The sequence below is a fragment of the uncultured Mucilaginibacter sp. genome (assembly GCF_903893715.1).
Classification (GTDB): Bacteria; Bacteroidota; Bacteroidia; order Sphingobacteriales; family Sphingobacteriaceae; genus Mucilaginibacter.
The window spans coordinates 1-24,328 of the sequence record NZ_CAITNG010000059.1; the positions used below are offsets into that span (position 1 = coordinate 1).

At 47.5% G+C, this 24,328-nt stretch carries 17 protein-coding genes, 1 tRNA gene and 1 pseudogene; 14 read left to right on the plus strand and 5 right to left on the minus strand.

The features are described from left to right. Together QZX97_RS07475 and QZX97_RS07480 are read left to right on the plus strand one after the other, a co-directional pair. Nucleotides 1-336: pseudogene (locus QZX97_RS07475) on the plus strand (methionine--tRNA ligase); the annotation flags it as partial. 114 nt (nt 337-450) lie between these two features. Beyond that, a tRNA-Arg gene (locus QZX97_RS07480) sits at nt 451-522 on the plus strand. Nucleotides 523-613: 91 nt separating this feature from the next. Here the strand turns inward: QZX97_RS07480 and QZX97_RS07485 are convergent. From QZX97_RS07485 to hypA, 3 genes are read right to left on the minus strand one after another with little or no spacing between them, the layout of a single operon-like run. Next, nucleotides 614-880 (minus strand): HypC/HybG/HupF family hydrogenase formation chaperone, encoded by a 267-nt coding sequence (locus QZX97_RS07485; RefSeq protein ID WP_295651066.1) that lies wholly within the window; start codon nt 878-880, stop codon nt 614-616. 12 nt (nt 881-892) lie between these two features. Further along, a complete protein-coding gene (gene hypB / locus QZX97_RS07490) occupies nt 893-1,708 on the minus strand; it encodes a hydrogenase nickel incorporation protein HypB (RefSeq protein WP_295651064.1) in 816 nt (271 codons plus the stop codon). Nucleotides 1,709-1,738: 30 nt separating this feature from the next. Further along, on the minus strand, nt 1,739-2,080 hold the full coding sequence (gene hypA, locus QZX97_RS07495; protein WP_295651063.1) for a hydrogenase maturation nickel metallochaperone HypA: 342 nt from the start codon (nt 2,078-2,080) through the stop codon (nt 1,739-1,741). 212 nt (nt 2,081-2,292) lie between these two features. Between hypA and QZX97_RS07500 the strand changes: the two genes are divergently transcribed. The 12 genes from QZX97_RS07500 (at nt 2,293) to QZX97_RS07555 (ending at nt 21,331) form a co-directional block, all read left to right on the plus strand. Continuing rightward, a complete protein-coding gene (locus tag QZX97_RS07500) occupies nt 2,293-3,420 on the plus strand; it encodes a hydrogenase small subunit (RefSeq protein ID WP_295651061.1) in 1,128 nt (375 codons plus the stop codon). Nucleotides 3,421-3,450: 30 nt separating this feature from the next. Next, nucleotides 3,451-5,175, plus strand: coding sequence for a nickel-dependent hydrogenase large subunit (locus tag QZX97_RS07505; protein WP_295651059.1), 1,725 nt, complete (start codon nt 3,451-3,453; stop codon nt 5,173-5,175). 17 nt (nt 5,176-5,192) lie between these two features. Continuing rightward, the gene (gene cybH / locus QZX97_RS07510; protein ID WP_295651056.1) at nt 5,193-5,945 is read left to right on the plus strand and encodes a Ni/Fe-hydrogenase, b-type cytochrome subunit; all 753 of its coding nucleotides are present in this window, start codon (nt 5,193-5,195) and stop codon (nt 5,943-5,945) included. Beyond that, on the plus strand, nt 5,932-6,426 hold the full coding sequence (locus QZX97_RS07515; RefSeq protein ID WP_295651054.1) for a hydrogenase maturation protease: 495 nt from the start codon (nt 5,932-5,934) through the stop codon (nt 6,424-6,426). The genes cybH and QZX97_RS07515 overlap by 14 nt, the downstream gene beginning before the upstream one ends. A gap of 13 nt (nt 6,427-6,439) precedes the next feature. Then, nucleotides 6,440-8,815 carry a carbamoyltransferase HypF gene (gene hypF / locus QZX97_RS07520; RefSeq protein WP_295651052.1) on the plus strand — a complete coding sequence of 792 codons (2,376 nt, stop codon included), beginning with the start codon at nt 6,440-6,442 and terminating at the stop codon, nt 8,813-8,815. Then, nucleotides 8,812-9,918, plus strand: a complete 1,107-nt coding sequence (gene hypD, locus QZX97_RS07525; protein ID WP_295651049.1) for a hydrogenase formation protein HypD — start codon at nt 8,812-8,814, stop codon at nt 9,916-9,918. Before hypF ends, hypD begins: the two co-directional genes overlap by 4 nt. Nucleotides 9,919-9,950: 32 nt before the next feature. Continuing rightward, entirely contained in the window at nt 9,951-10,988 is a 1,038-nt protein-coding gene (gene hypE / locus QZX97_RS07530; protein ID WP_295651046.1) for a hydrogenase expression/formation protein HypE, read from the plus strand. 48 nt (nt 10,989-11,036) lie between these two features. Next, a complete protein-coding gene (locus QZX97_RS07535) occupies nt 11,037-11,777 on the plus strand; it encodes an urease accessory protein (RefSeq protein WP_295651044.1) in 741 nt (246 codons plus the stop codon). A gap of 410 nt (nt 11,778-12,187) precedes the next feature. Further along, nucleotides 12,188-13,558 carry a TolC family protein gene (locus QZX97_RS07540; RefSeq protein ID WP_295651042.1) on the plus strand — a complete coding sequence of 457 codons (1,371 nt, stop codon included), beginning with the start codon at nt 12,188-12,190 and terminating at the stop codon, nt 13,556-13,558. Between the two features lie 22 nt (nt 13,559-13,580). Next, nucleotides 13,581-14,759: an efflux RND transporter periplasmic adaptor subunit gene (locus tag QZX97_RS07545; RefSeq protein WP_295651040.1), complete on the plus strand. Its 1,179-nt coding sequence runs from the start codon at nt 13,581-13,583 to the stop codon at nt 14,757-14,759. A gap of 45 nt (nt 14,760-14,804) precedes the next feature. Next, nucleotides 14,805-18,059 (plus strand): efflux RND transporter permease subunit, encoded by a 3,255-nt coding sequence (locus tag QZX97_RS07550; protein WP_295651037.1) that lies wholly within the window; start codon nt 14,805-14,807, stop codon nt 18,057-18,059. A 2-nt stretch (nt 18,060-18,061) separates the two neighbouring features. Continuing rightward, nucleotides 18,062-21,331, plus strand: a complete 3,270-nt coding sequence (locus QZX97_RS07555) for an efflux RND transporter permease subunit (protein WP_295651034.1) — start codon at nt 18,062-18,064, stop codon at nt 21,329-21,331. A gap of 151 nt (nt 21,332-21,482) precedes the next feature. Here the strand turns inward: QZX97_RS07555 and QZX97_RS07560 are convergent, their stop codons facing one another. Both QZX97_RS07560 and pbpC read right to left on the minus strand, forming a co-directional pair. Further along, nucleotides 21,483-21,773, minus strand: a complete 291-nt coding sequence (locus QZX97_RS07560; RefSeq protein WP_295651031.1) for a hypothetical protein — start codon at nt 21,771-21,773, stop codon at nt 21,483-21,485. Nucleotides 21,774-21,916: 143 nt separating this feature from the next. Next, complete coding sequence (gene pbpC / locus QZX97_RS07565; RefSeq protein ID WP_295651028.1) at nt 21,917-24,322, minus strand: penicillin-binding protein 1C; 2,406 nt, start codon at nt 24,320-24,322, stop codon at nt 21,917-21,919. Nucleotides 24,323-24,328 lie beyond the last annotated feature (6 nt).

The following is a 24,328-nucleotide window of genomic DNA, read 5'->3' on the forward strand; positions in this document are numbered from 1 at the left end:
CCCGCAAAGGAAAACATCAGTTTCGACCAGTTTGCAGCGATGGATGTGCGTGTAGGCACCATACTGACAGCCGAAAAGGTGGCTAAAACCAAAAAGCTGATGAAACTCACGATTGATACAGGTATCGACCAGCGCACTGTGGTATCGGGCATTGCCGAACATTTCGAACCCGAGGGCATCATAGGCCAGCAGGTAAGTATATTGGTAAACCTGGAGCCAAGGGAAATAAAAGGCATCCTGTCGCAAGGAATGATATTAATGGCCGAGGACGCCGAAGGCAAACTGACGTTTGCAGCACCGGTAAATTGGATGCCCAATGGTTCGGTTGTGAGATAATTTTTCAATGTGCAAATGGGTAGATGTGCGTATGTGCAAATGACTTGTATCTTAATTTTACACATTCGCCAATAATTCGCACATTTGCACATTCAATAATTCGTATATTGATATGGTCCCGTAGTTCAACGGATAGAATAGAAGTTTCCTAAACTTTAGATATGAGTTCGATTCTCGTCGGGACCACTAGTAGGCCAACAATTATGAGTAATTGTTGGCTTATTGTGTATTGGGGGATAAAATGGTCGCAACTGTTTTAAGGGTCCGAACGACAAAATCATAAGTTAAGGGGCGTTCCAATACCCAGCTCCTCCACCTCGCCCATATCCTTCAAATAGTTGAATACCTTGATGGCTTCTTCTTCATCTACTTTGCCTATAGCCACGCCCACGTGTACCAATACGTAATCGCCTATTTGCGCGTCGGGCACCATACACAGGTTTATTTCCTTTTGTATGCCGCCAAACGAAACTTTGGCCGTTCTGAAAACATCGTCCAACTGGGCGGTGATTTCGATGATTTTACCGGGGATTGCGAGGCACATGCTACGTTTTTTTTAAACCGTTTCAGGCTGTAATATTTTTGATTTAAGCCAACCATACCATTCTTGCAGGCCTTGGCCGCTGGTACAACTTACTTCGATGATTTCGAGCTGATGGTTCACCTTTTTGGCATTGGCTTTTACCTTTTCAATATCAAAGGGTACATAAGGCAACAGGTCGATTTTGTTGATGACGCACAAAGTCGAAGAATGGAACATATCCGGGTATTTTAGGGGCTTGTCATCGCCCTCGGTAACACTGATGATGACCACGCGCTCTTTTTCGCCCAAATCGAACATGGCGGGGCAAACCAAGTTGCCCACATTTTCGATAAACAAAACCGAGTTTTCTTTAGGCTTCAACCCTTGCATGGCGTGCAATATCATATGCGAATCCAGGTGGCAGCCTTTGCCTGTATTGATTTGGGTAACGCTGGTGCCTGTGGCGTAAATGCGGTCAGCATCGTTGCTGGTTTGCTGATCGCCTTCAATTACGGCAAACTCCAGCTGGCCTTTCAAATCCTTCAGGGTTCGTTCCAATAATGTGGTTTTCCCTGATCCCGGCGAACTAACAAGGTTTAAAGCCAATATGTTTTTGGCATCAAAATAACCCCGGTTCCTTTGGGCCAGTAAGTTGTTTTGGTGCAGCACGTCCTGCTCAACATCCACCACGGTTTTTGGGTGCGGATGCGGGTGGTCATGGTCATGCGGATGGTCATGTGTATACCCGTGGTTATGTACATGCGGATGACTGTGTGTATGTTCGTCATCCTTGTCCCGTAATTTATAAGTGGTTTTGCTGCCCGAATCGCAGCCACATGTTGCGCACATAATAATTGTTTTTAATGTTGTTTGTCTATTTCACGAAACCACCAACGATTTCACTTTCAATTCTTTACCTTGTAAAATGTATAACAAATGCTCGCCGCAAACGGGGCAGGCATCGTAATATTTCTCTATGGCAAATTCGGCGTCGCAGTCAATGCAATGGGCTTTGGCCGCAATACGGTTTACTTTTTTTTCGGCCCCTTCCAGCATAGTTTGTTTAACGGCGCCGGTCCAGGCAAAATCCAGGGCATCCATTTCTATCCCGCTCATGGTACCAATGTCGAGTTCTATTTCGTCGATAACTGTAGCATGGGCAGCCCTTGCCTGCTGCTCGGCAATATTAATTATGCTCATTACTATCGAAAGTTCATGCATGGGATGCAGGTTTTGGTACTCCAAATTTATCCCTAACGCCGCGATGGCGATGTGATATTGGTCACATTATAAAATCACATTCGTTATAATTCCGCACCTACAAAAAAGACCGAAGTGACAACTGTCACGATTTTAGATGATGGTAAGGGGTCTTAATCATCTTTTAGGGGGATAATTTTGATTCACTAATTCCAAACCTAAAAATTGCCATCATGAACAAAGACAATGCCTTAACGGAACAACCTACTTATTATGAAGAGGTTGTGAACAAGGGTTACTCCCGCCGTGATTTCGTAAAATTTGTAAGCATCATGACTGCCTTTATAGGCTTAGAGCAATCGGCCATAGGGCAGGTTGCTAAAGCCCTCGAGACAATGCCACGCATGCCGGTTATCTGGCTACATTTCCAGGAATGTACCTGCTGCAGCGAAAGCTTTATCCGCTCATCGCACCCTATAGTGGCGGATATACTATTGGATAAAATTTCACTCGACTATACCGAAACGCTGATGGCCGCATCGGGCACACAAGCCGAAGCCGCCCTGCGCAACACCATGGCCAAATACAAAGGCAAATACCTGCTATGTGTTGAAGGCAGTGTACCACTGGGTGCCGATGGCGTTTATTGTATGATTGGCGGCAAAACATCGCTGCAAATACTCGAAGAAGTTGCGGAAGGTGCCGCGGCTATTATTGCATGGGGTAGCTGCGCAAGCAACGGTTGCGTGCAATCGGCCAAGCCGAACCCTACCCAGGCAACGCCTATCCATAAAATCATCAAAAACAAACCAATTATAAAAGTACCGGGCTGCCCTCCGATTGGCGAAGTAATGGCCGGGGTAATTGTACACTATTTAACTTTTGGCCGTATACCCGAATTAGACAGGCTGGGCCGTCCGAAAGCATTTTACAACAAACGCGTTCACGATACCTGCTACCGTCGTCCGTTTTACGATGCCGGCTTGTTTGTGGAAACCTTTGATGATGAAAATGCAAAAAAAGGTTACTGCTTATACAAAGTTGGCTGCAAAGGCCCAACAACCTACAACGCTTGCGCCGTTACCAAATGGAATGGCGGTACCAGTTTCCCCATACAAGCAGGACACCCCTGCATTGGCTGTAGCGAAGAGAATTTTTGGGACAATGGCAGGTTGTACGACAGGGCCTCTGTCTTCAGCGGATTTGGCATCGAATCGAGCGCCGATGATTTGGGCAAAATTGCACTGGGCGGCACCCTTGCCGCGGTAGCGGTACATGCGGTGGCAACCAATATCGGTAAATCGAAACTGATACACGAGCACGAAGCTGAAGGCAAAGAGAGCGAAAAGGAATTAGAATAACATACCTATCACAGTATAATTCATATTATCATGAGTAAACGAATTGTTGTTGACCCCATCACCAGGATTGAAGGTCATTTACGTATAGAAGCAGATATCGAGAATGGCAAAATTAAGGATGCCTACAGCAGCGGCACCATGGTGCGCCTGCTGGAAGAAATATTGCGCGGCCGCGACCCTAAAGATGCATGGGCATTTGTAGGCCGGGTTTGCGGGGTGTGTACCTCCATCCACTCGCTCACTTCGGTGCGCTGTGTGGAAGACGCGCTGGATATCACCATCCCGCCTAATGCCGAAATGGTACGTAACATTATGTTTTGTACCCAATACATTCACGACCACGTAGTGCACTTTTACCACCTGCACGCCATGGATTGGGTGGATGTAGTGAATGCCCTAAAGGCCGACCCTAAAAAAACATCCGAACTGGCCCAAAGCATTTCCAAATGGCCAAAAAGCTCGCCCGGCTATTTTAGCGATATACAAACCCGCATAAAAAAGTTTGTCGATAGTGGTCAGTTGGGTATCTTCTCTAACGGTTACTGGGGCCACCCCGCCTATAAACTTCCTGCCGAAGTAAACCTCATCGGCCTGGCCCACTACCTCGAAGCGCTGGAATGGCAAAAGGAAATTGTGAAGGTGCATGCCATTTTTGGTGGTAAAAACCCCCACCCAAATTATCTGGTGGGCGGTATGGCCTGCGCTATTAGTCTGGACGATGTGAGCATGATTAATGCCGAACGTTTAGCCTACGTAGGCCAGTTGTTAAAAGACGGTAAAGAGTTTGTTGAACAGGTGTACATACCCGATTTGATGGCTATCGCTTCGTTTTATAAAGATTGGGGCGCAATTGGCGGCGGATTGGGTAATTACATTGTTTACGGCGATTTGCCAACAAATGGTTATCGCGACCCATCGAGCTATAAGTTTCCGGGAGGCGCTATCTTGAACAAGGACATCAGCAAAATATACGATGTTGACCTGAAGAAAGACGACGAAGTGCAGGAGTACATCACCCACTCGTGGTATGAATATGCCGGCGGCGACGACAAAGGCCTGCACCCTTGGAAAGGCGAAAGCAAAATAAACTATACCGGTCCAAAACCACCGTTCGAGCATTTAAATACCGATGGTAAATACAGCTACCTGAAAACACCACGCTGGAAAGGCCACGCCATGGAAGTTGGTCCGCTGGCCCGTGTATTGGTAGGCTACGCCCGCGGTAGGGAAGATTTTAAAGAAGTGGTTGACAAAGCCCTAAAAGACCTGGACATACCGGTTGCAGCCCTGTTCTCCACACTGGGCCGTACGGCAGCCCGTGGTTTGGAAAGCTTGTTGACCGCGCAATGGGGCCTTGAGTTTTACGATAAACTGATAGCCAACATCAAAGCCGGCGATACCCGCATGGCCGATATGAGCAAGTTCGACCCGGCCACATGGCCTTCATCGGCGTTTGGCGTTGGGCATACCGAAGCACCACGCGGCGCATTGGCCCACTGGATCAACATCCAGGACCAAAAAATAGCCAATTATCAGCTGGTAGTACCCACAACCTGGAATGCATCGCCGCGCGACCACAACGGGCAAATGTCGGCCTACGAAGCTGCTTTGGTGGGCACACCCGTTGCCGACGAGACACAGCCGCTTGAGATTTTGAGGACCGTACACAGCTTTGACCCTTGTATGGCCTGCAGTGTGCATTTGTACGACGAACATGGAAACACCATCAGTAGGGTAAGCGTATTGGGCGATTAACATATAAAATTAAAACAATGGCAAATAAATATTTACATATCCCCCGTTTAAGGCGGGTATATGTGTGGGAATTGCCGGTAAGGTTTTACCACTGGTTGAATGCTGCGGTTATTATCGCTTTAATTATTACAGGCTTTTATATCTCGAACCCGCTGGCGCTCATGAGCAACAAAGATGCTTCGCACCAATACATTATGGGTTGGGTAAGATATATCCACTTCGCTGCGGCGTACCTGTTCTTTTTCAATTTCCTGTTCCGGCTGTATTGGGGTTTTGTAGGTAACAAATACGCCAACTGGAAACAGTTTATCCCTACATCCAAAAGGTTTTTTCAGGAAATGTGGAAAGTATTCAAAATTGATATCCTGATGCTAAAAAAGAACGGCCAGCAGCAGGATCATTTAAGTATAGGCCACAATGCCATGGCGGGTTTTATTTACTTTTTAACCTTCCTCGCTTTTTTGGTGCAATGCCTTACAGGTTTCGGTTTGTATGCGGGCATGTCTACATGGTGGCTTCCCCGGTTGTTTGCCTGGGTACCGGCCATTATGGGTGGCGATATCATTACCCGGCAGGTACACCATTGGTCAATGTGGTTCTTTATCCTGTTCGCGGTGATACACGTTTACCTGGTGTTTTATCATGACTATGTTGAAGGCCGCGGCGAAATAAGCAGCATGGGCGGCGGATGGAAGTTTATTGAAGAAGACGTATTTAAAAAGAACCTGCACCAAACCCCTAATCCCGAAAAAACAAATGACAAAAAATAAGCGGACCCTGATTATGGGGATAGGCAACTACTTAATGGGTGATGAGGGCATTGGTGTGCACATTGCCAACCTGCTTGAACAAGAACAATTGCCCGAAGGTGTGGATGTTTTAGACGGTGGCACAGGCGGTTTTTACCTGCTGGAGTATTTTGAGATGTACGACCATGTGATACTGGTTGACGCCACATTGGATGGTAACGAAACCGGTACCATACGATTGATAAAACCGCGCTTTGCGCAGGATTTTCCACCGGCCATGAGCACACATGATATTGGCCTGAAGGATTTGGTGAGCGCGCTGCAGGTATTGGGGAAAATGCCCGAGATAGACCTTTTTGTGGTAAGCATCGCTTCCGTTCAGCAACAGGGTATTGAGCTTACGCCTGAAATTGAGAGCATCGTGCCCCATTTAATTGACGAGATAAAAAGCCTGCTGGTTAAAATCGGTTTACCCGAAATTGAACCGCATTTGATAACGTGATTTAGCCATATATATGAAAACGCACCATATCCATTTTAACGGAATTGTACAAGGCGTAGGCTTTAGACCGATGGTCTATTCGCTGGCGACCGAAATGGGTATATGCGGCAACGTAAGTAACGGAAACGATGGGGTCAATATTTTTTTTAATGCTGATGACGAAAAGGCTAACGATTTTTTCGAAAGATTAAAATCGGCTTTCCCCGCTACAGCGAATATTATTGCCGCCGGATTAAAAAAAGCTAAACCGCGTAACTTTAAGGGTTTTTCTATCGTGCTGGATGAAGGTGATACTGAAAAGAAGGTATTGCTATCGCCCGATATCGCGCTTTGCGAAAATTGCCGGGCCGAGCTGAACGATGAAGAAAACAGGCGGTACCGCTATCCCTTTATCACCTGTACGCAATGTGGCCCGCGCTATTCCATTATCAAAACCCTGCCTTACGAAAGGCACGGAACTACCATGGCACCATTTACCATGTGCAAAAGCTGCGATGAGGAATATCATGATGTATTGGACCGGCGGTTTTTTTCGCAAACCAACTCCTGCGATGATTGCGGCATAAAACTGAAACTACATTATAGTGCAACGGCTATACTATCCGAAGATACAGAGAAGGTGCTTTTCCATATCAAAAACTTTTTGTTGCAGGGCACAATACTGGCGATAAAAGGCATTGGCGGCTATTTGTTGTTGTGCGATGCCAATCATCAGCCGGCCGTGCAAACGATGCGCCACCGCAAGCTTAGGCCAACCAAGCCCCTGGCGGTTTTGTACCCTAATATTGCGGCAGTTGAGCATTGTTTTGAACTTAAAGCCCGCGAAAGGGAGTTGCTGCAAAGCCCCGAAGCACCTATTGTACTCTTATACCCCAAAAAGCAAGCCGAACAAAACCTGGCCATTGATGATATTGCCCCGGGCTTAACACGGGTGGGTGTGATGCTGCCCTACAGCCCATTACTGGAACTGATTGCGCAGGATTTTAGAAAGCCGCTCATCGCCACCAGCGCGAATATTTCGGGTTCACCTATTATTTACCGCGACGGGGAGGCCATCGAACACCTGTTCGATATCGCTTCGCACGTAGTGAGTTATAACCGCGAAATAACGCTTCCGCAGGATGATAGCGTGGTTCAAATTTCAAAACATAACCATCAGCAAATTATTTTACGCCGCTCGCGCGGTTACGCGCCTTCGTTCATCAATTATAAGCCTGTAAGCGGGCAATGTTTATTGTCGACCGGTGCTTTCCTCAAAAGCAGCTTTACATTGGCTGTAAACGGTAATGTATTTGTGAGTCAGTTTTTGGGCAGCGGCGAAAGCTACGAATCGCAGCTGATGTACCGGCAAACCCTGGAACATTGGTTGCAGATGTACGCTGCCAAGCCCGACGTTTTGATTGCTGATATGCACACCAACTATTTTTCGCGGCAGTACGCCGATGAGCTTGCTCAAAAATTGGGGGCCAACCTGGTATTGGTGCAGCACCACCGGGCACACTTTGCCGCCATATTGGCCGAGCACAAACTATTGCAAGCAGACCAGCCCGTTTTAGGTGTTATTTGGGACGGCACAGGCCTGGGCGACGACAGTGATATTTGGGGCGGCGAGTTCTTTACCTATGCTGGTAACCACATGCAGCGCTCCGGTCATTTTGATTACATCCCCCTGATAGCGGGCGATAAAACAGCTTTGGAGCCCCGCATAGCCGCCTTGTGTGCTTGTTACAACGTTAGCCCCCTTGCTGATGAACTGAAAGAAAAATTTACCGAAGCCGAATGGAATGTTTATCATATCCTCATTCAAAATACAGGCATAGTTACTTCCTCGGTAGGCCGGATATTTGATGCCGTTGCCAGTTTGCTCGATTTATGCGATAAACAAACCTACGAAGGCGAAGCCGCGATGTACCTGCAAAGTCTGGCCGAAAGTTATGTTGCCGAACACGGCTTTGTGATGGACACGAGCTATTTTGAAGATGCAGTTGATATTTACCGCGTTCCTACCGCCGAGCTGATACAGGGCATCCTCATCGACCTGAAAAACGGGCGACAAAAAGACTATATCGCGGCAAAGTTCCATTACTCACTGGTAGGCGTGATCGATAGCGTGGCGGCCGGTCATGGTATCGAAAAAATATGTTTTAGCGGCGGCGTTTTTCAGAACGCCTTGCTGGTAGACTGGATAAAGAAAGAATACGAAAGCAAATACAGCCTGCATTTTCATATCGACCTCTCGCCGAATGACGAGAATATTTCTTTCGGGCAAATGGTTTATTACGAACACAAGATAGGTATACGGCCCGATACCATCACCAACAAGCAATTTGCAGGCGAAGTATTGAGCAAAGTAGCTACGTTCACCACCTTACACGACCAAACGATATGAAGTATGTATCAGAGTTCCGTTCACCGGAAATAGTGGACGCGCTTTTAAAAGAAATCAAACAGACATTAAAAGGTAACTGGAACATTATGGAAGTGTGCGGCGGCCAAACCCACTCGCTGGTGAAAAACGGTATATTGAACATGTTGCCGTCCAACATCCAAATGGTGCATGGCCCGGGCTGCCCGGTGTGCGTAACCCCGGTAAACCTTATCGATAAAGCAGTGCATTTGGCTACTGACCACGGCGTAATCCTTTGCTCGTATGGCGACATGATCCGCGTGCCCGGAAGCGGCATGAGCCTGCTCGAAGCAAAATCAAAAGGTGCCGACGTGCGCATCCTGTACTCACCACTCGAAGCGGTTGAAATAGCGAAACAAAACCCCGACCGACAGGTGGTGTTTTTCGCGGTAGGATTTGAAACTACGGCCCCGGCCAACGCACTGTCGGTTATCCACGCGCACAGGCAGGGTGTAAAAAACTATTCCGTCCTTACCTCGCATGTATTGGTGCCGCCTGCTATGGAGGCCATTATGAGCGATACCGAATGCCGCGTAGATGCCTTTTTGGGCGCAGGCCATGTTTGCGCCATTATGGGCATGGGCGAGTATTATCCCATTGTCGAAAAATATAAGATACCTATTGTGGTAACAGGTTTCGAACCGGTTGACCTGCTGGAAGGCATTTTGATGGCCGTAAAACAATTGGAAAAAGGCGAATACAAACTCGAAAACCAGTACACCCGTATTGTGGATGCCACAGGCAATACCAACGCGACGGACGCCATAGGCGAGATATTTGAAATAACCAACCGCGAATGGCGGGGCATCGGCGAGATAGCCCTGAGCGGTTACGGTGTAAAAGAAAAATACAGCGACTATGATGCTGTCAGGAAATTCAAAATCGATATCGCCGAATCGCACGAGGATTTAAGCTGCCTTTCGGGCGATGTAATGAAGGGGAAAATAAAGCCCGGCCAATGCCCCAACTTTGGTACAAGGTGCACACCCGTAGCCCCATTGGGCGCCCCAATGGTAAGCAGCGAGGGTGCTTGTGCCGCCTATTATCATTTCAACATGGCCGCCGGTTTCGAACAGGTGGTTTAAGTCAAACAACAATCAACTATTCAACATACACCATGATCACTGCATGCCCCGTCCCACAATTTGATTTTGATACCATTAACCTTGGCCATGGCAGCGGCGGCACATTGACCGGGCAGTTGCTGGATGCCGGCGTATTTAAAATACTGGGCAACCCTTTATTGGATAAGAAACACGATGGTGCCATCTTCAACATCAACGGCAGGGTAGCCATGAGCACCGATACTTATGTGGTATCGCCCATATTTTTTGAAGGCGGCAACATCGGCGATTTGGCCATTAACGGCACCGTGAACGACCTGGCCATGTGCGGTGCATCGGCAAAATACCTCACACTTGGCTTTGTATTGGAAGAGGGTTTAAAGATGACCGAATTTACCGACATCCTGCTCAGCATAAAAGCAGCCTGCGATGTAGCCGGTGTCGATATTATTACCGGGGATACCAAGGTGGTGGAACGGGGCAAAGGCGATAAAATATTCATCAATACCACCGGCATTGGCCATGTTCACCCCAAGGCGGATATTGACAGCGCCAACATCAAACCCGGCGATAAGATTATTTTGAGCGGTCCGTTGGCGCGGCATGGCATTACCATTATGAGCCACCGCCAGGGCCTGCAATTTGAAACCACTATCAGCAGCGATACGCGCCCGCTCAATAAAATTGTTTTACAGTTGCTCGACGGTTTTGGCGAACACATCCACCTGCTGCGCGACCCGACACGGGGCGGGCTGGCCACCGTACTGAACGAGATAGCCAAAGATTGCTGCATGGGAATAGATATCGCACAAAGGGATATTCCGGTTGAAGAAGAAGTTTACGGCGCCTGCGAGATGCTGGGCCTCGACCCATTGTATGTAGCGAACGAAGGCTTGTTCGTAGCCATAGTTGAGGCTAAAGTTGCCGATGCACTACTGTATGAATTGAATGACTGGGAACATGGGTCGATGGCTGCCATTATAGGTGAAGTAACTACCGAACACCCCCGGCAGGTGGTAATGAAAAGTAATATTGGCGGGCGCAGGGTGGTAAACATGTTGCCCGGTGAACAATTGCCACGTATATGTTAAATATCCACTTTTTAAACAACAACCCTCATCTCAAACAAATAAAAGAATATGCTATTTACCTTCCCAATTTTACTGACAATTTATGCGGGGTTCACCCACGCTTTTGAAGCAGACCATTTACTGGCCGTGAGCAATATCGTATCGCAGCGCGATAAGATATGGGCATCCATGAAAGACGGCATGTACTGGGGTCTGGGCCACTCATCCACCATTTTTTTGATTGGTATCATCATGATCATCTTTAAAGTGGGTATTTCCGAACATAGCTTCCACTACTTTGAAGCAACAGTAGGGTTGATGCTCATCTTACTGGCTGTATACCGCTTGTACCAATTCTTCAAAGGTAAAAAGTTGGTCATCCACAAACATGGTCACCTGCACCTCGATAAAGAACACAAACACCTGCACATGCATTTTGCACCCCGAAGGGTATTGGTGCAAACCCATGCGCATACCCATTCACATGGCCCTTTTCATACCCATTCGCACAATCATACCCATAAGCTGGCTTACGGGGTTGGCCTGGTGCATGGCTTGGCAGGCAGCGGCGCGCTGGTGGTATTGGTGATGACCCAAATCAAAAACCCATTCGACGGTATCATCTATCTGTTGATATTCAGCGCGGGTTGTGTGGCAGGTATGCTGGTTGCAGCAGGATTATTTAGCGTGCCTTTTTCCAAAAAGCTGATACAGGCTCCTGTACTCCAAACAATATTGATTATCGCGACATCGGTTTGCTGTTTGTTATATGGCGGTAAAGTAATCTATGATAACGCGATATTGTTTTAATTAGGCCTGTAAAAAATTAAACCGAAAACCAATAGGCAAGAAGCACACTGGCGACATGGGCTGCAAAAATCACATTTGCTATTCCGCGTTAACTAAATGGATTCAAACAGACCCGTTCTGATTTGTTCATGGTCAACGTTTTTTAATGGCAAAAGCGGCTTCAATTTTTAAATCATCTGAAAACACCGTGCTATTTTGAATTAAAGCCTATTTTAGTGATGGGTTTCACTACGAATACGTCAGGAATAGTTCGTTTTAACAATAATGTTACGGCAAAAGGGATTTGTTTTTATCAATTTTACAAACGTAAACACTTGACCTACGTTCATGATGAGCATTGGCGTAGTGTTTTAAATTACAGCATGTTATGGAAAAGAATTTGACGTCCACTTTTATCACCGGTTTTTAATATGGCTTATATCAACAAAGGTGCCACAGGTGTTTTTTTTCTTGCCGCCTTGGTACTCTCTTTTTCAGTTGTAACTTATGCGCAAAATGGGAACGGTACCCCAAGGGTTCTGGCCGGCGAGGTGCGCGATACGACCTACAAAAACACCGACACGATTTTAACATTGAGGCAGTGTATTGATTATGCCATGCTTCACCAACCGGCATTAAACAAGTCGCTGATTAATATCGATATCACCAGAACCACCAACTCCATTAATTTATCGGGCTTGCTGCCGCAGGTGAATGCCAGTGGTAATTTGGTGCATAACTTCCAGCAAAGCAATCCCAATACAACAAATACCGGGGTGGCCAATACCTTTATACCCCAATTGGCCGTCACGCAATCGCTGTTTAACCCCAACCTGTTATACCTGAAAAGGAGCGCGCCGTTATATGTTACCCAAGCCCAACAGGTAACCGATAGCACCAAAATATTCCTGGTTGCATCGGTAACTAAATCGTTTTATAACCTGCTACTCACGTTGGAGCAGATCAATGTATTAAAAGAAGATACCGCCCGGCTGGGTAAAAATGTGGTCGATACTTACCATCAGTATAAAGGCGGCATTGTTGATGAAACGGATTATGACGAAGCTACCATTACGCTCAATAACTCGAAAGCGCAATTAAAACAAGCAAAGGAAAATGTTATCCCCCAATACGCTACCTTAAAGCAATTGATAGGCTACCCAACGGAAAAACAATTTAATGTTGCTTTTGACACGCTGCAAATGGTGCGCGATATAAACGTTGACACCACCGAGCAGTTACAATATCAAAAACGGATAGAATTTCAGCAGATAAATACCGCGAGAGGTTTGCAAAACCAATTGGTAGATTATTACAAAACGTCGTATTTGCCAACTGTCTCTGCATTTTTCAACTATAACCTGGAGTTTGCTAACAACCGCTTTGCCGACCTTTTTCAGAACAATTACCCTACGTCGCTTGTCGGTGTGTCCATTAGTGTACCTATTTTTACCGGTTTTTCGAGGTTAAATAACCTGCATAGAGCTCAGCTACAAGAAAAGCTGATAGACTGGGACCAAACCGACCTTAAGCTTCGGATATATACCCAATATACCACAGCCTTAGCCAATTATAAGGCCAACCGCTACAATCTACAAGTCTTGAAAAACAATGTTGATCTGGCATCGCGGGTATATTTTATTGTCACGCTACAATATAAACAAGGTATCATTCCGTATCTGAACGTGATAACCGCCGAATCGAATTTAATCACATCAAAAATAAGTTACCTCAATGCTTTGTTCCAGGTGCTTTCGAGTAAAGTAGACTTGGAAAAATCAATGGGAAACATTACCTATTAATTTGAACATAATGAGCCCCATAATGAAGATATCAATACTCAATGCAGCTTTTATAGGTTGCCTTGCAATGGCAGGTTGCGGCAAGAAACCTGCGCCCGCCAATCCGGAGGTACCCGTAAATTTAATGAAGGTTAAACCTCAAACGGTTTTGTACTTTGACCAATACCCTTCTACCACACAGGCGCTTAGCCAGGTTAGTTTGTTGCCGCAGGTAAACGGTGCTATTACCGGGATATATTTTACAGAAGGCACCCATGTAAACAAAGGGCAAAAACTCTATGAAATAGATAAACGCATCTACCAGCAAGCGTACGACCAGGCCGTGGCAAACCTCAAGGTGTCCGAAGGTAATCAGGTGCAGGCACAGCAGGACGCTGACCGTTATGAATACCTCAATAAATACAATGCCGTTGCCAAGCAACAGTACGACCATGCCATGATAGCCCTGCAAAACGCGAAAAATCAGGTGCAGGCCTCGGAAGAACAGGTAAAAACTGCCAAGACAAATCTGGGTTATGCCGTGGTATACGCACCCTTTGGCGGCACTATTGGCTTTAGCGAAGTGAAATTGGGCAATGTGGTATCTGCCGGAACGGTGTTGAACACCATTTCGACAGAAGACCCGATGGCGGTTGATTTTATCATCAACGAAAAACAGCTACCCAAATTTGAAGAACTGCAAAGAAGTAAAGAACCTGTAGATTCGTTATTTACCATTAAGCTGCCCGATAATTCGCTTTACCCGGCAACAGGTAAAATATCGGTGATCGATCGTGCAGTTGACCCGCAAACGGGGTCGATAAAAATAAGGCTGGTATTCCCCAACCCTAAAAACACGTTGCGTGCGGGTATGAGCTGTGTGGTGCGTGTGCATAACCAAGATACCAAACCACAACTGGTATTGCCAAGTAAGGCAGTTGTTGAGCAAATGGGCGAGTATTTTGTATTTATTGCTAAGGACAGCCTGATAGCCGACCACACACCCGGCGCAGATACCACTAAGAAGAAAAAACAACTGATAGCCTTACAGAAAAAAGTGATGACAGGGCAAACCGTTGGCCCCAATGTGGTCATTAAAACCGGTATAAAAGCAGGCGACAGGATCATTACCGATGGCGTACAATCGCTGCACGATGGTTCGCCGATAACTACCGCCAACAAAGTTGGTCCGGGTGGCGGCGGTAAGGGCGGCAAAGGATAATTAATTTATAAGGATGCTGCGGCTTCTGTTAGACGACGATAAGATATGATCGCGAATACTTTTATCAAAAGACCTGTAACGGCTATCGTTATATCCATTGTATTGGTTATTACCGGGACGGTGTCTATCCTGGTATTGCCGATAGATCAATATCCTGATATTACGCCGCCTATTGTACAGGTTAACGGCCAGTTTACAGGTGCCGACGCGCAAACTGTTGAACAAACGGTAGCCACGCCCATCGAAAGCCAGGTTAATGGTACGCCCGGTATGGAATACATGCAGAGCAACAGTACCAATAACGGACAAATGTCGATGAACGTTACTTTTAAGATAGGTACCGATATTGATGTTGCAGCGCTGGATGTGCAAAACCGCGTGAGTATCGCCACACCCTTACTGCCGGCAGTTGTGAGCCGTTTGGGTTTAACGGTACGTGCCCTTAACCCGAGTATGCTGATGATGGTGGCGATTTACGCGCCAAAAGACAGCCATAACATTACCTTTCTGGATAATTACACTAATATTTTTATACAGGATGCCTTGCTGCGCGTGCCCGGTGTAGGTAGCATCAACCGCTTTACTGACGATTTTAGTATGCGCATCTGGATGAACCCGGATAAGATGGCATCGTATAATTTGACACCTTCGGATGTTATAGCAGCACTTAATGCGCAAAACGTACAGGTGGCGGCTGGTACCGCCGGTGTGCCGCCGCAATCGAGCTCGCAGACCTACGAATTAGGTATTTTGGTTAACGGGCGCTTAAGTAAGGTATCCGAATTTGAAAACGTCATCGTAAAAAATATACCTGCCTCGGGCGAGCTGGTTTACCTGAAAGATGTGGCAAGGGTTGAGTTGGGTAAGTTTACTTTCTCCAGTAACTCATTTGTCGACGGGCACCGGGCATCGTACCTGCAAATTTACCAGGCTCCGGGCAGCAATGCCTTGCAAACAGCCAATGGAGTATATGCCGAACTGGCCAAATTAAAAGAAACTTTCCCGGCTGACGTGGCCTACAGCGTTCCATTCGAATCCGTAACGGTGGTAAAGGTGTCAATGCAGGATGTGGTAGGGACCTTGTTGAAAACGTTAGGGCTCGTTGCTATCGTAGTATTCCTGTTCCTGCAAAACTGGCGCTCTACACTTATCCCGGTGCTGGCCATCCCGGTATCAATATTCGGTACATTCTGCTTCTTTATCCCATTAGGGTTCACCATCAATACTTTGACCATGTTTGGCTTTGTGCTGGCCATAGGTATAGTGGTTGACGATGCCATTATCGTCGTCGAGGCGGTGCAGCATTATATCGATCATGATGGGATGTCGGCCAAAGAAGCGACCTACCAGGCCATGAAAGATATTTCGGCACCGGTAATCGCTATCGCGCTGATACTGGCGGCAGTATTTGTGCCGGTTGGCTTTATACCGGGCATTGTCGGGCGTTTGTACCAACAGTTTGCCATCACCATTGCCATATCGGTGATGATATCGGCATTTATAGCTTTATCGCTAACCCCGGCATTGTGTAGTTTGCTGTTAAAACCAACCGATACCAGCGATAAGGCCAAAGGCCTCACCAAATATTTCAACAAATTCAACGCCTGGTTCGACCGTGTTACGGCCAAGTACACCATCGGCGTAAAAAAGAGCATACAGGGTTCAAAATATATCGTGATTTTATTGGTATGCATTTGCGTGGGGGCTTATTTCATGTTCCAGCGTAAACCATCTGGCTTTATACCTTCGGAAGACGATGGCAATTTGTACGTTACCTTCCAGTTGCCGCCGGCATCATCAACGGCTGCATCGGTGCAGGTAATGTCGAAACTGATGAAGGTGGTGGCGTCAACACCGGGTGTGGCACATTATGCTGCCTTATCGGGATTGAACGTGGTTACCAATGCCAGTAACTCGAACAATGGTACCATTTATTGCCAGTTAAAACCCTGGGACGACCGTGGCGACGAAGACCAGCAGGTGCCGGGCATTATTGCCGTTATGCAAAAGCGCATAAGGGACGCGGGCATTAATAACGCCAATGTGCAGGTGATACAACCATCACCGTTGCCGGGCGTAGGAACTACGGTGGGTTTCAGCATGCAGATAGAGCAGCGCAGCACGAACGACGATATACATGCTTTTGAAAACGTGGTGAACAAGTTTGTTGCCGATGCCAATAAAAACCCGGTAATCAGCAATGCCTTTACCTATTTTACAGCTCACACGCCAAACTATAGCCTAAATGTTGACCGCGAAAAATGCGAGAAATTAGGTGTTAACGTTGCCGACGTATTTACCACCATACAGGCTTATATGGGCAGTTTATATATCAACGACTTTACCACTTACAACCGTACCTTCCACGTAGTTGTGCAGGCCGACACCGGCTATCGCAAAGCTATCGGCGACATGAACAAGTACTACGTGCGCAATCAGGCCGGTACCATGGTGCCCCTGGGAACGCTCATCAGCTATAAGCCTGTTGAGGCAGCACCGCTGATATCGCACTTCAATATCTTCCGCTCCGCGGAAGTTGACGGGGCATCGAAACCGGGCTACAGCAGCGGCGAAGCGTTAACTGCGATGCAGCAGCTGGCAGCGACAGATTTGCCGCAAGGCTATACTTATGAGTTTTCGGGATTAAGTTATGAGGAGATAAAGGCAGGGTCGACTACCATTTATATCTTCCTGTTTTCGATAACATTCGTGTTCCTGTTCCTGGCAGCATTGTATGAAAGCTGGTCGGTGCCGTTCTCGGTATTGCTGGCGGTTCCGATAGGGGTGTTTGGTGCAATCATAGCCTTGATATTTGTGCCACAACTTACCAATAACGTATACGCGCAGATAGGTTTGATCACGCTCATCGGGTTGGCGGCAAAAAATGCCATCTTGATAGTTGAATATGCCAAAGTGCGCGTTGACAGGGGCGAAGAGTTGATCCAATCGACGCTCGATGCGGTAAGCCTGCGTTTGCGGCCTATCATCATGACCTCGCTGGCTTTTATTTTGGGCGTATTGCCTTTGGTGTTTGCTACGGGCGCAGGTGCAATTGCTCGCCGAACTATTGGCTACACGGTATTAGGCGGTATGTTGGCTGCTTCATCCATCGCGATATTTATAGTGCCTGTGCTGTACGTTCTGATTACTCAGGTATCGTACGGTAAAGAAAAATTAGCGTACCTCAAAGCGCACCATAAACAGCTAATGGAAAAAGCCCATAAGGTTGAATCACAAAATATTGACCCTGAACTGGAGTACGAAATCTCAAAAGCGCGGGAATTGCATAAAGCCAATTAAAGATGATTGCCAATACGTTTATTAAAAGGCCGGTTACCGCAATTGTCATATCAGTAGTATTGATGATATCAGGATTGATATGCCTGTTCAATTTGGCTGTCGATCAATATCCCAATATATCGCCCCCCAGTGTTTCGGTTAACGGCTCGTATACTGGTGCTGATGCGCAGACAGTTGAACAAACCATCGCTACACCCATTGAAGAACAAATAAACGGTACCCCCGGAATGGAGTACATGACCAGTACCAGCACCAATAGCGGTGGTATGAGCGTAAGGGTAACCTTTAATGTGGGCACCAATGTGCACATTGCCGCGCTTAACGTTCAAAACAGGGTGGGTATAGCCGCGCCATCGCTGCCATCGGTAGTGAGTAAACTGGGTTTAACGGTGCGGGCCAGTAACCCCGACCAGTTGATGCTGATAGCGATTTATTCGCCTAAGAAAACACACGGCATAACTTTTCTGGACAATTATACCAACACCTTTATTGAAGATGCCATACTGCGTGTACCGGGTGTGGGCGATGTAAGCGCGCGTACCGATAACTTTAGTATGCGTATCTGGATGAATCCGGATAAAATGGCATCGTACAGCTTAACGCCTGCCGATGTTACAGCTGCGCTAAACGCGCAGAATGTTTACGTAGCCGCCGGCTCGGTGGGCTCGCCGCCGCAGCAATCCTCACAGGCATTTGAAACCGGCATACTGGTAAACGGCATGTTGAACAAGGCAAAAGATTACGAGAACATTATCATCAAAACCAATCCCGCCACAGGGCAATTGGTTTACCTGAAAGATGTGGCACGGGTTGAGTTGGGTAAGTTTACATTTTCGAGCAATGCCTTTGTTGATGGTAACAGGGCGTCTACCATACAAGTGTTCCAGTCGCCGGGGAGCAATGCCTTGCAGACCGCCGAAAACGTGTACGCCGAACTGGCGAAGCTAAAAAAGTCTTTCCCTGCCGATGTGGATTATGTGGTGCCGTTCGAATCGGTTACCATTATCAAGGTTTCGATGCAGGAGGTTATCGGGACTTTATTAAAAGCCCTTGGCCTGGTGGCCTTTGTGGTACTGTTGTTCCTGCAAAACTGGCGATCAACTATTATACCTATACTGGCTATACCGGTGTCCATACTGGCAACATTCTGCTTTTTTATCCCCTTAGGGTTTACCATCAACACCCTCACCATGTTTGGGTTTGTGTTGGCCATTGGTATTGTGGTTGATGATGCCATTATCGTAGTGGAAGCTGTGCAGCATTATATTGATGAGCAGGGCATGTCGCCCAAGGAGGCCACTTATCACGCCATGAAAGAAATTTCGGCACCGGTTATCGCTATCGCGCTTATTTTGGCTTCTGTATTTGTACCGGTAGGCTTTATACCGGGCATTGTGGGGCGGCTTTACCAGCAATTTGCTATCACTATCGCTATTTCGGTAATGCTATCGGCATTCATCGCCTTGTCGCTGACCCCGGCATTGTGTACTTTGTTGTTGAGACCAAGTAAGCCATACACCAAGAAATCCAATTGGCTGGATAAGTTTTTCCATTGGTTTAACGGGCTGTTTGAAAAGTTGACCATGCGGTATACCAATGGTGTGCGTAAAAGCATTAAAGGCGCGAGGTATATTGTTATTTTATTGCTTTGTATCTGTATTGGCGCGTACTTATTGTTCGAGCTCAAGCCATCGGGTTTCGTACCACCCGAAGATGGCGGGCGTTTGTATGTGACTTACCAATTGCCTGAGGCATCATCCGTTACACAATCGGTAAATGTGATGAACAAGCTGATGAAGATTGTGGCAACAACTCCCGGGATAAAGCATTATACGGCGATATCGGGGTTTAATATTTTGAACGGAGGCGCCAACTCAAACAACGGCTCCATGTTTTGTATGCTGACCCCATGGGACGAGCGTACTACCCCCACCACTATGGTACCTGGCATAATGGATGTAATAAAAAAACGGATTGCCAAGGCAGGGATAAAAAACGCCAACGTAGTGGTTGCGCAGCCCCCGCCCATCAGGGGTATAGGGCAGGCGGCCGGTTTTAGCATGCAGATAGAACAAGGCAGCTCGACAGATGATATTTACGCTTTCGAAAAGGTGATCAAAAAGTTTGTGGCTGCAGCGCAAAAAACACCGGCCACAGCAACGGCATATAGCTATTTTTCGGCACATACGCCCAGTTTTGAGTTGAATGTTGACCGGGAAAAATGCGAAAAACTTGGTGTCAATATCTCCAATGTGTTTTCGACGATGCAGGCTTACATGGGGAGTTTGTTCGTCAACAATTTTACCCTGTATAACCGTACCTACCATGTGGTGGTACAAGCCGATACCGCTTATCGCGCCTTGATATCGAACATGAACAAGTATTATGTGCGTAACCAGGCAGGCCAAATGTTGCCGCTGAGCGCCGTGATTACCTATAAGCCTATAGTAGCCGCTCCGTTGATTACCCACTTTAATATTTTCCGCTCTGCAGAGGTAGACGGCGCTATCCCGCAAGGGTATAGCAGCGGGCAATCGATAGAAGGATTAAAAGCGCTGGCGGCAAAAGTGTTGCCCCGCGGTTATACCTACGAATTTTCGGGGTTGAGCTATGAAGAGATAAAGGCGGGCTCCATCACCATCTATATCTTCCTGTTCTCTATCATCTTCGTGTTCTTGTTTTTGGCGGCTTTGTACGAAAGCTGGTCGGTGCCTTTTTCGGTAATGTTAGCTGTCCCAATAAGCGCTTTCGGTGCTATTGTGGCGTTGACGTGCGCCCCAGGCATCACCAATAACGTGTATGCACAGATTGGTTTGATTACGCTTATCGGCTTATCAGCCAAAAATGCCATCCTGATTGTAGAGTTTGCCAAAATACGGGTCGACCGTGGCGAAGAGCTGATCAAATCGACATTGGAGGCTGTACGCTTGCGATTGAGGCCCATTATCATGACCTCGCTGGCATTTATTTTGGGTGTACTGCCATTGGTGCTGGCTACCGGTGCGGGTGCCGAATCGCGGAATACCATCGGAGTTACGGTTTTGGGTGGGATGATCGCTTCCTCAAGCATATCCATCTTTATTGTGCCGGTGCTGTTTGTGCTGTTTACCAAATTCTCGTACGGTAAAAAGCAACTGGCTTATTTGCAGGAACACCATGAAGAGTTATTGGAAAAGGAAAGAAGGGTAGAAGAGCAGAATATTGACCCCGAACTGGAGTATGATATTGCCCAGGCCAAAGCCGACCATGAAGAGTTTAAGGCGGGGCGATAAAATCCATCGGATATAATAGAAGGCAGGCGCAGCAATGAGAAAGCTTCAGTTAATTTCACAAAAATTAAAACGGGTTAACCAGTTGTACTTAAAAATTTTGTCGAAAGAATTGGCCGCTTTTAATATGGAACATTATTTTGAAGCTACACTTTTACTGGCCGACCAATAGCAACCCATCAGCCAAAACAAACTGGCGGAATTGTTGCAGGTAGATAAATGGCGGGTAAGCAACATCGTTTTTGAACTGGAGAGAAAGAAGTTGATTTACACCTAAAAAAGGGTAGCCGATCGGCGGCAACATTTGGTTTGCCTGGCACCCTCTGTACTGCATGCCATGCCCGAAATTGAAAAAATGCTTGAAGGTATTACCCTCTTGGCAACCAACAATATAACGGCCGAGAAGTTGAATGTGTTTATAGACGTGTCGGAGGTTTTGGGGCAAATCTTGCCATACGGATCAAATCACTTTGATAATTGCTTAAAAAAGCGGTTATATCTCAAAACACCATTGGGTACCTGTTTACAGATATAAATTCTTATCAAATAAAACCCGACAATGTTATGCCTCGTTTCGCGCGGGATAGCTTATTTATCTTTATTCAACACGGTAAACCAAATTCGCAAACGGCTGCCCTTATCGTCTACCAGTGTTAGTTTATGCTTGCCTGCCGAAGGGTTTAACGCGAACTGGTGGTAATCCACTGTCTCGCCGATATAAGTATCGTCGAGGTGCCAGAATATTTTGGTGCCTGCTTGTCGGTGCGCGGCAGTACATATCATGCGGCCCCTGCGGCCATCCGCCTCAAGCGGGATATAAACTTTAGCGCCGTCTTTAGGGTATATCAACTCCATGGGCCTCGATTGTGGGGTCTGCGCGCAACCTGGCCTGAAGGGCGGTAAGGCTTTATATTGATAGTTTTTCGCTTTATAATAGTATTCCATGGATGGTGGCAACACAAACCAGGATTGATGGACCATGTTTACCGGCGGCTCGCAATCGGCGGTTACCTGCCATTTGCGGCCGGCATCCAGGTGTACCAATTGATGAAAGGGGCAAACCGGGGCTTTTAAGCCGCTCTTGGGTACCCAAAGCGTATCGATATGGTCGCAGTTATCGCCGGCGCGGTACCCGCTTTCGCGACAAACGCCTATGCGCACCATTTCGCCCATGGGCATGTCGAACCAATCGCGGGCAACCGGCAACTGACGAAATATCTCGAACATTACCGGGGCGGCAGTGGCTACGCCGATCAGTCCGGGCCTGCCCTCGCCGTTGGTATTGCCTACCCAAACGCCCACCACATAACGGGGCGTAACACCAATGGCCCAGCCGTCGCGGAAACCAAAACTGGTGCCCGTTTTCCAGGCGATGCGCTGTGTGGAACTGAACTGTTGCCAAAGCAATTCATCGCCGGGGCGCATTACCTCTTCCATGGCCTGAAAGGTATAATAGATAGACGCTGCATCCAGCAAACCGCCTTTTTCCAAAACGGGTTTCGTAGTCGGTTTTTGGGTATAACAAGGGTTATGGTAGTCGCCCTGATTGTACAGCCCCTTGTACCTGTGGTAATGGTTGAGCACCCTGGCCATGTCCGCGTAAGCGCCGCTCAGTTCCCAAAGGTTGTTTTCGCCGCCGCCCAATATGAGCGATAGGCCATAAAAATCGGCGGGTTGTTTTAAGGTGGTGATGCCCGCATTGCGCAACAGGGCATGGAAACGTTCATATTTATATTGCTGCAACATGCGCACGGCGGGTATATTGAGCGAACGCGCCAAAGCTTTGGAGGCCGGAACCGCGCCATCGTAGCCTAAATCAAAATTTTCGGGGTGATAACCCGCTATTTGGGTGGGTATATCGGGGATGATGCTGTTGGGCAATATCAAACCGTCGTGCATCATGGCAGCGTATAACAGGGGCTTCAACGTACTGCCGGGGCTGCGCGGGGCGGCTATCACATCCACATTGCTTTCTAATTCAGGGTCATCGGTATGATAGATATTGCCTACGTAAGCTAAGGTTTGCCCGGTCTCCACATCCAGTACAATAGCGGCGGCGTTGCGTATATCGTTGGCTTTGAGTACCTGGTGATGCCGCTCTAAAATATCGGTTACGCTTTGCTGCAAAACCGGGTTGATGGTGGTGGTGATGCGGGTGCCATGCTCCTGGTCGGCATGGTCGTTCTTAAACCGGTCGAGCAGGTGAGGTGCCATTTGTGGGAGGGGCATAGGCCGCTCGGGTACGGGTTCATCTTTGGCCAAAGCGGCAGTTGTGGCATCGATAACTTTTAGCCGGCACAGCTTATCGAGCAGGCCATTCCTTTTTTTAATGAGGATGAGCCGGTTTTTGCCGGGGTGCACTAACGATGGCGAATTGGGCAGTACGGCCAATGCCGCCATTTCGCCCCAGGAAAGTTTATCGGGACTGCGGCCAAAGTAACGCCAGGACGCGGCATCCAAACCAACTACATTGCTGCCGAAGGGTGCGTTGCTGGTATACAATGCCAGTATCTCGGCTTTGGAAAAGGTAAGCTCCAGGCGCATAGCCCGGAATATCTCGACCACTTTTTGCCAAACGGTGCGGGGGTTACGGGTGGAGAGGCGGATGACCTGCATGGTGAGGGTGCTGCCGCCGCTCACCACATGCCGGGCCTTGATATCCTGTTTAACGGCACGGCCGAGGGCCAAAGGGTCGAAACCGGGGTGGTGCTCAAAGCGCTGGTCCTCGAAAGCGATGATACAGGCCTTAAATTTGGGCGGCACCTTTGGGTTGTACGGAAAGCGCCACTGCCCGTCGGACGCGATGGATGCGCCCAGCAACTGCCCCTGATTATCGTCGATAACAAAGGATGTTGGCGACCTGAATAAATGTTTTGGCAGGCAAAACCAAAACAATAGCAATAGGATCAACAAAACCGAACCGTAGATTATCTTTTTCTTTGATGAGAAGAAAGATTTCACCGATTTTCGGACGATTTCACCGATTTTTCTCATTCTAAA

Bases quoted from the DNA above. Each gene is read 5' to 3' on its own strand.
- hypA (WP_295651063.1), bottom strand. From the start codon at position 2,080: ATGCATGAACTTTCGATAGTAATGAGCATAATTAATATTGCCGAGCAG.
- QZX97_RS07555 (WP_295651034.1), top strand. From the start codon at position 18,062: ATGATTGCCAATACGTTTATTAAAAGGCCGGTTACCGCAATTGTCATA.
- pbpC (WP_295651028.1), bottom strand. From the start codon at position 24,322: ATGAGAAAAATCGGTGAAATCGTCCGAAAATCGGTGAAATCTTTCTTC.
- cybH (WP_295651056.1), top strand. From the start codon at position 5,193: ATGGCAAATAAATATTTACATATCCCCCGTTTAAGGCGGGTATATGTG.
- hypF (WP_295651052.1), top strand. From the start codon at position 6,440: ATGAAAACGCACCATATCCATTTTAACGGAATTGTACAAGGCGTAGGC.
- hypD (WP_295651049.1), top strand. From the start codon at position 8,812: ATGAAGTATGTATCAGAGTTCCGTTCACCGGAAATAGTGGACGCGCTT.
- QZX97_RS07500 (WP_295651061.1), top strand. From the start codon at position 2,293: ATGAACAAAGACAATGCCTTAACGGAACAACCTACTTATTATGAAGAG.
- QZX97_RS07550 (WP_295651037.1), top strand. From the start codon at position 14,805: ATGATCGCGAATACTTTTATCAAAAGACCTGTAACGGCTATCGTTATA.
- QZX97_RS07515 (WP_295651054.1), top strand. From the start codon at position 5,932: ATGACAAAAAATAAGCGGACCCTGATTATGGGGATAGGCAACTACTTA.
- QZX97_RS07505 (WP_295651059.1), top strand. From the start codon at position 3,451: ATGAGTAAACGAATTGTTGTTGACCCCATCACCAGGATTGAAGGTCAT.
- QZX97_RS07485 (WP_295651066.1), bottom strand. From the start codon at position 880: ATGTGCCTCGCAATCCCCGGTAAAATCATCGAAATCACCGCCCAGTTG.
- hypB (WP_295651064.1), bottom strand. From the start codon at position 1,708: ATGTGCGCAACATGTGGCTGCGATTCGGGCAGCAAAACCACTTATAAA.
- hypE (WP_295651046.1), top strand. From the start codon at position 9,951: ATGATCACTGCATGCCCCGTCCCACAATTTGATTTTGATACCATTAAC.
- QZX97_RS07540 (WP_295651042.1), top strand. From the start codon at position 12,188: ATGGCTTATATCAACAAAGGTGCCACAGGTGTTTTTTTTCTTGCCGCC.
- QZX97_RS07545 (WP_295651040.1), top strand. From the start codon at position 13,581: ATGAAGATATCAATACTCAATGCAGCTTTTATAGGTTGCCTTGCAATG.
- QZX97_RS07535 (WP_295651044.1), top strand. From the start codon at position 11,037: ATGCTATTTACCTTCCCAATTTTACTGACAATTTATGCGGGGTTCACC.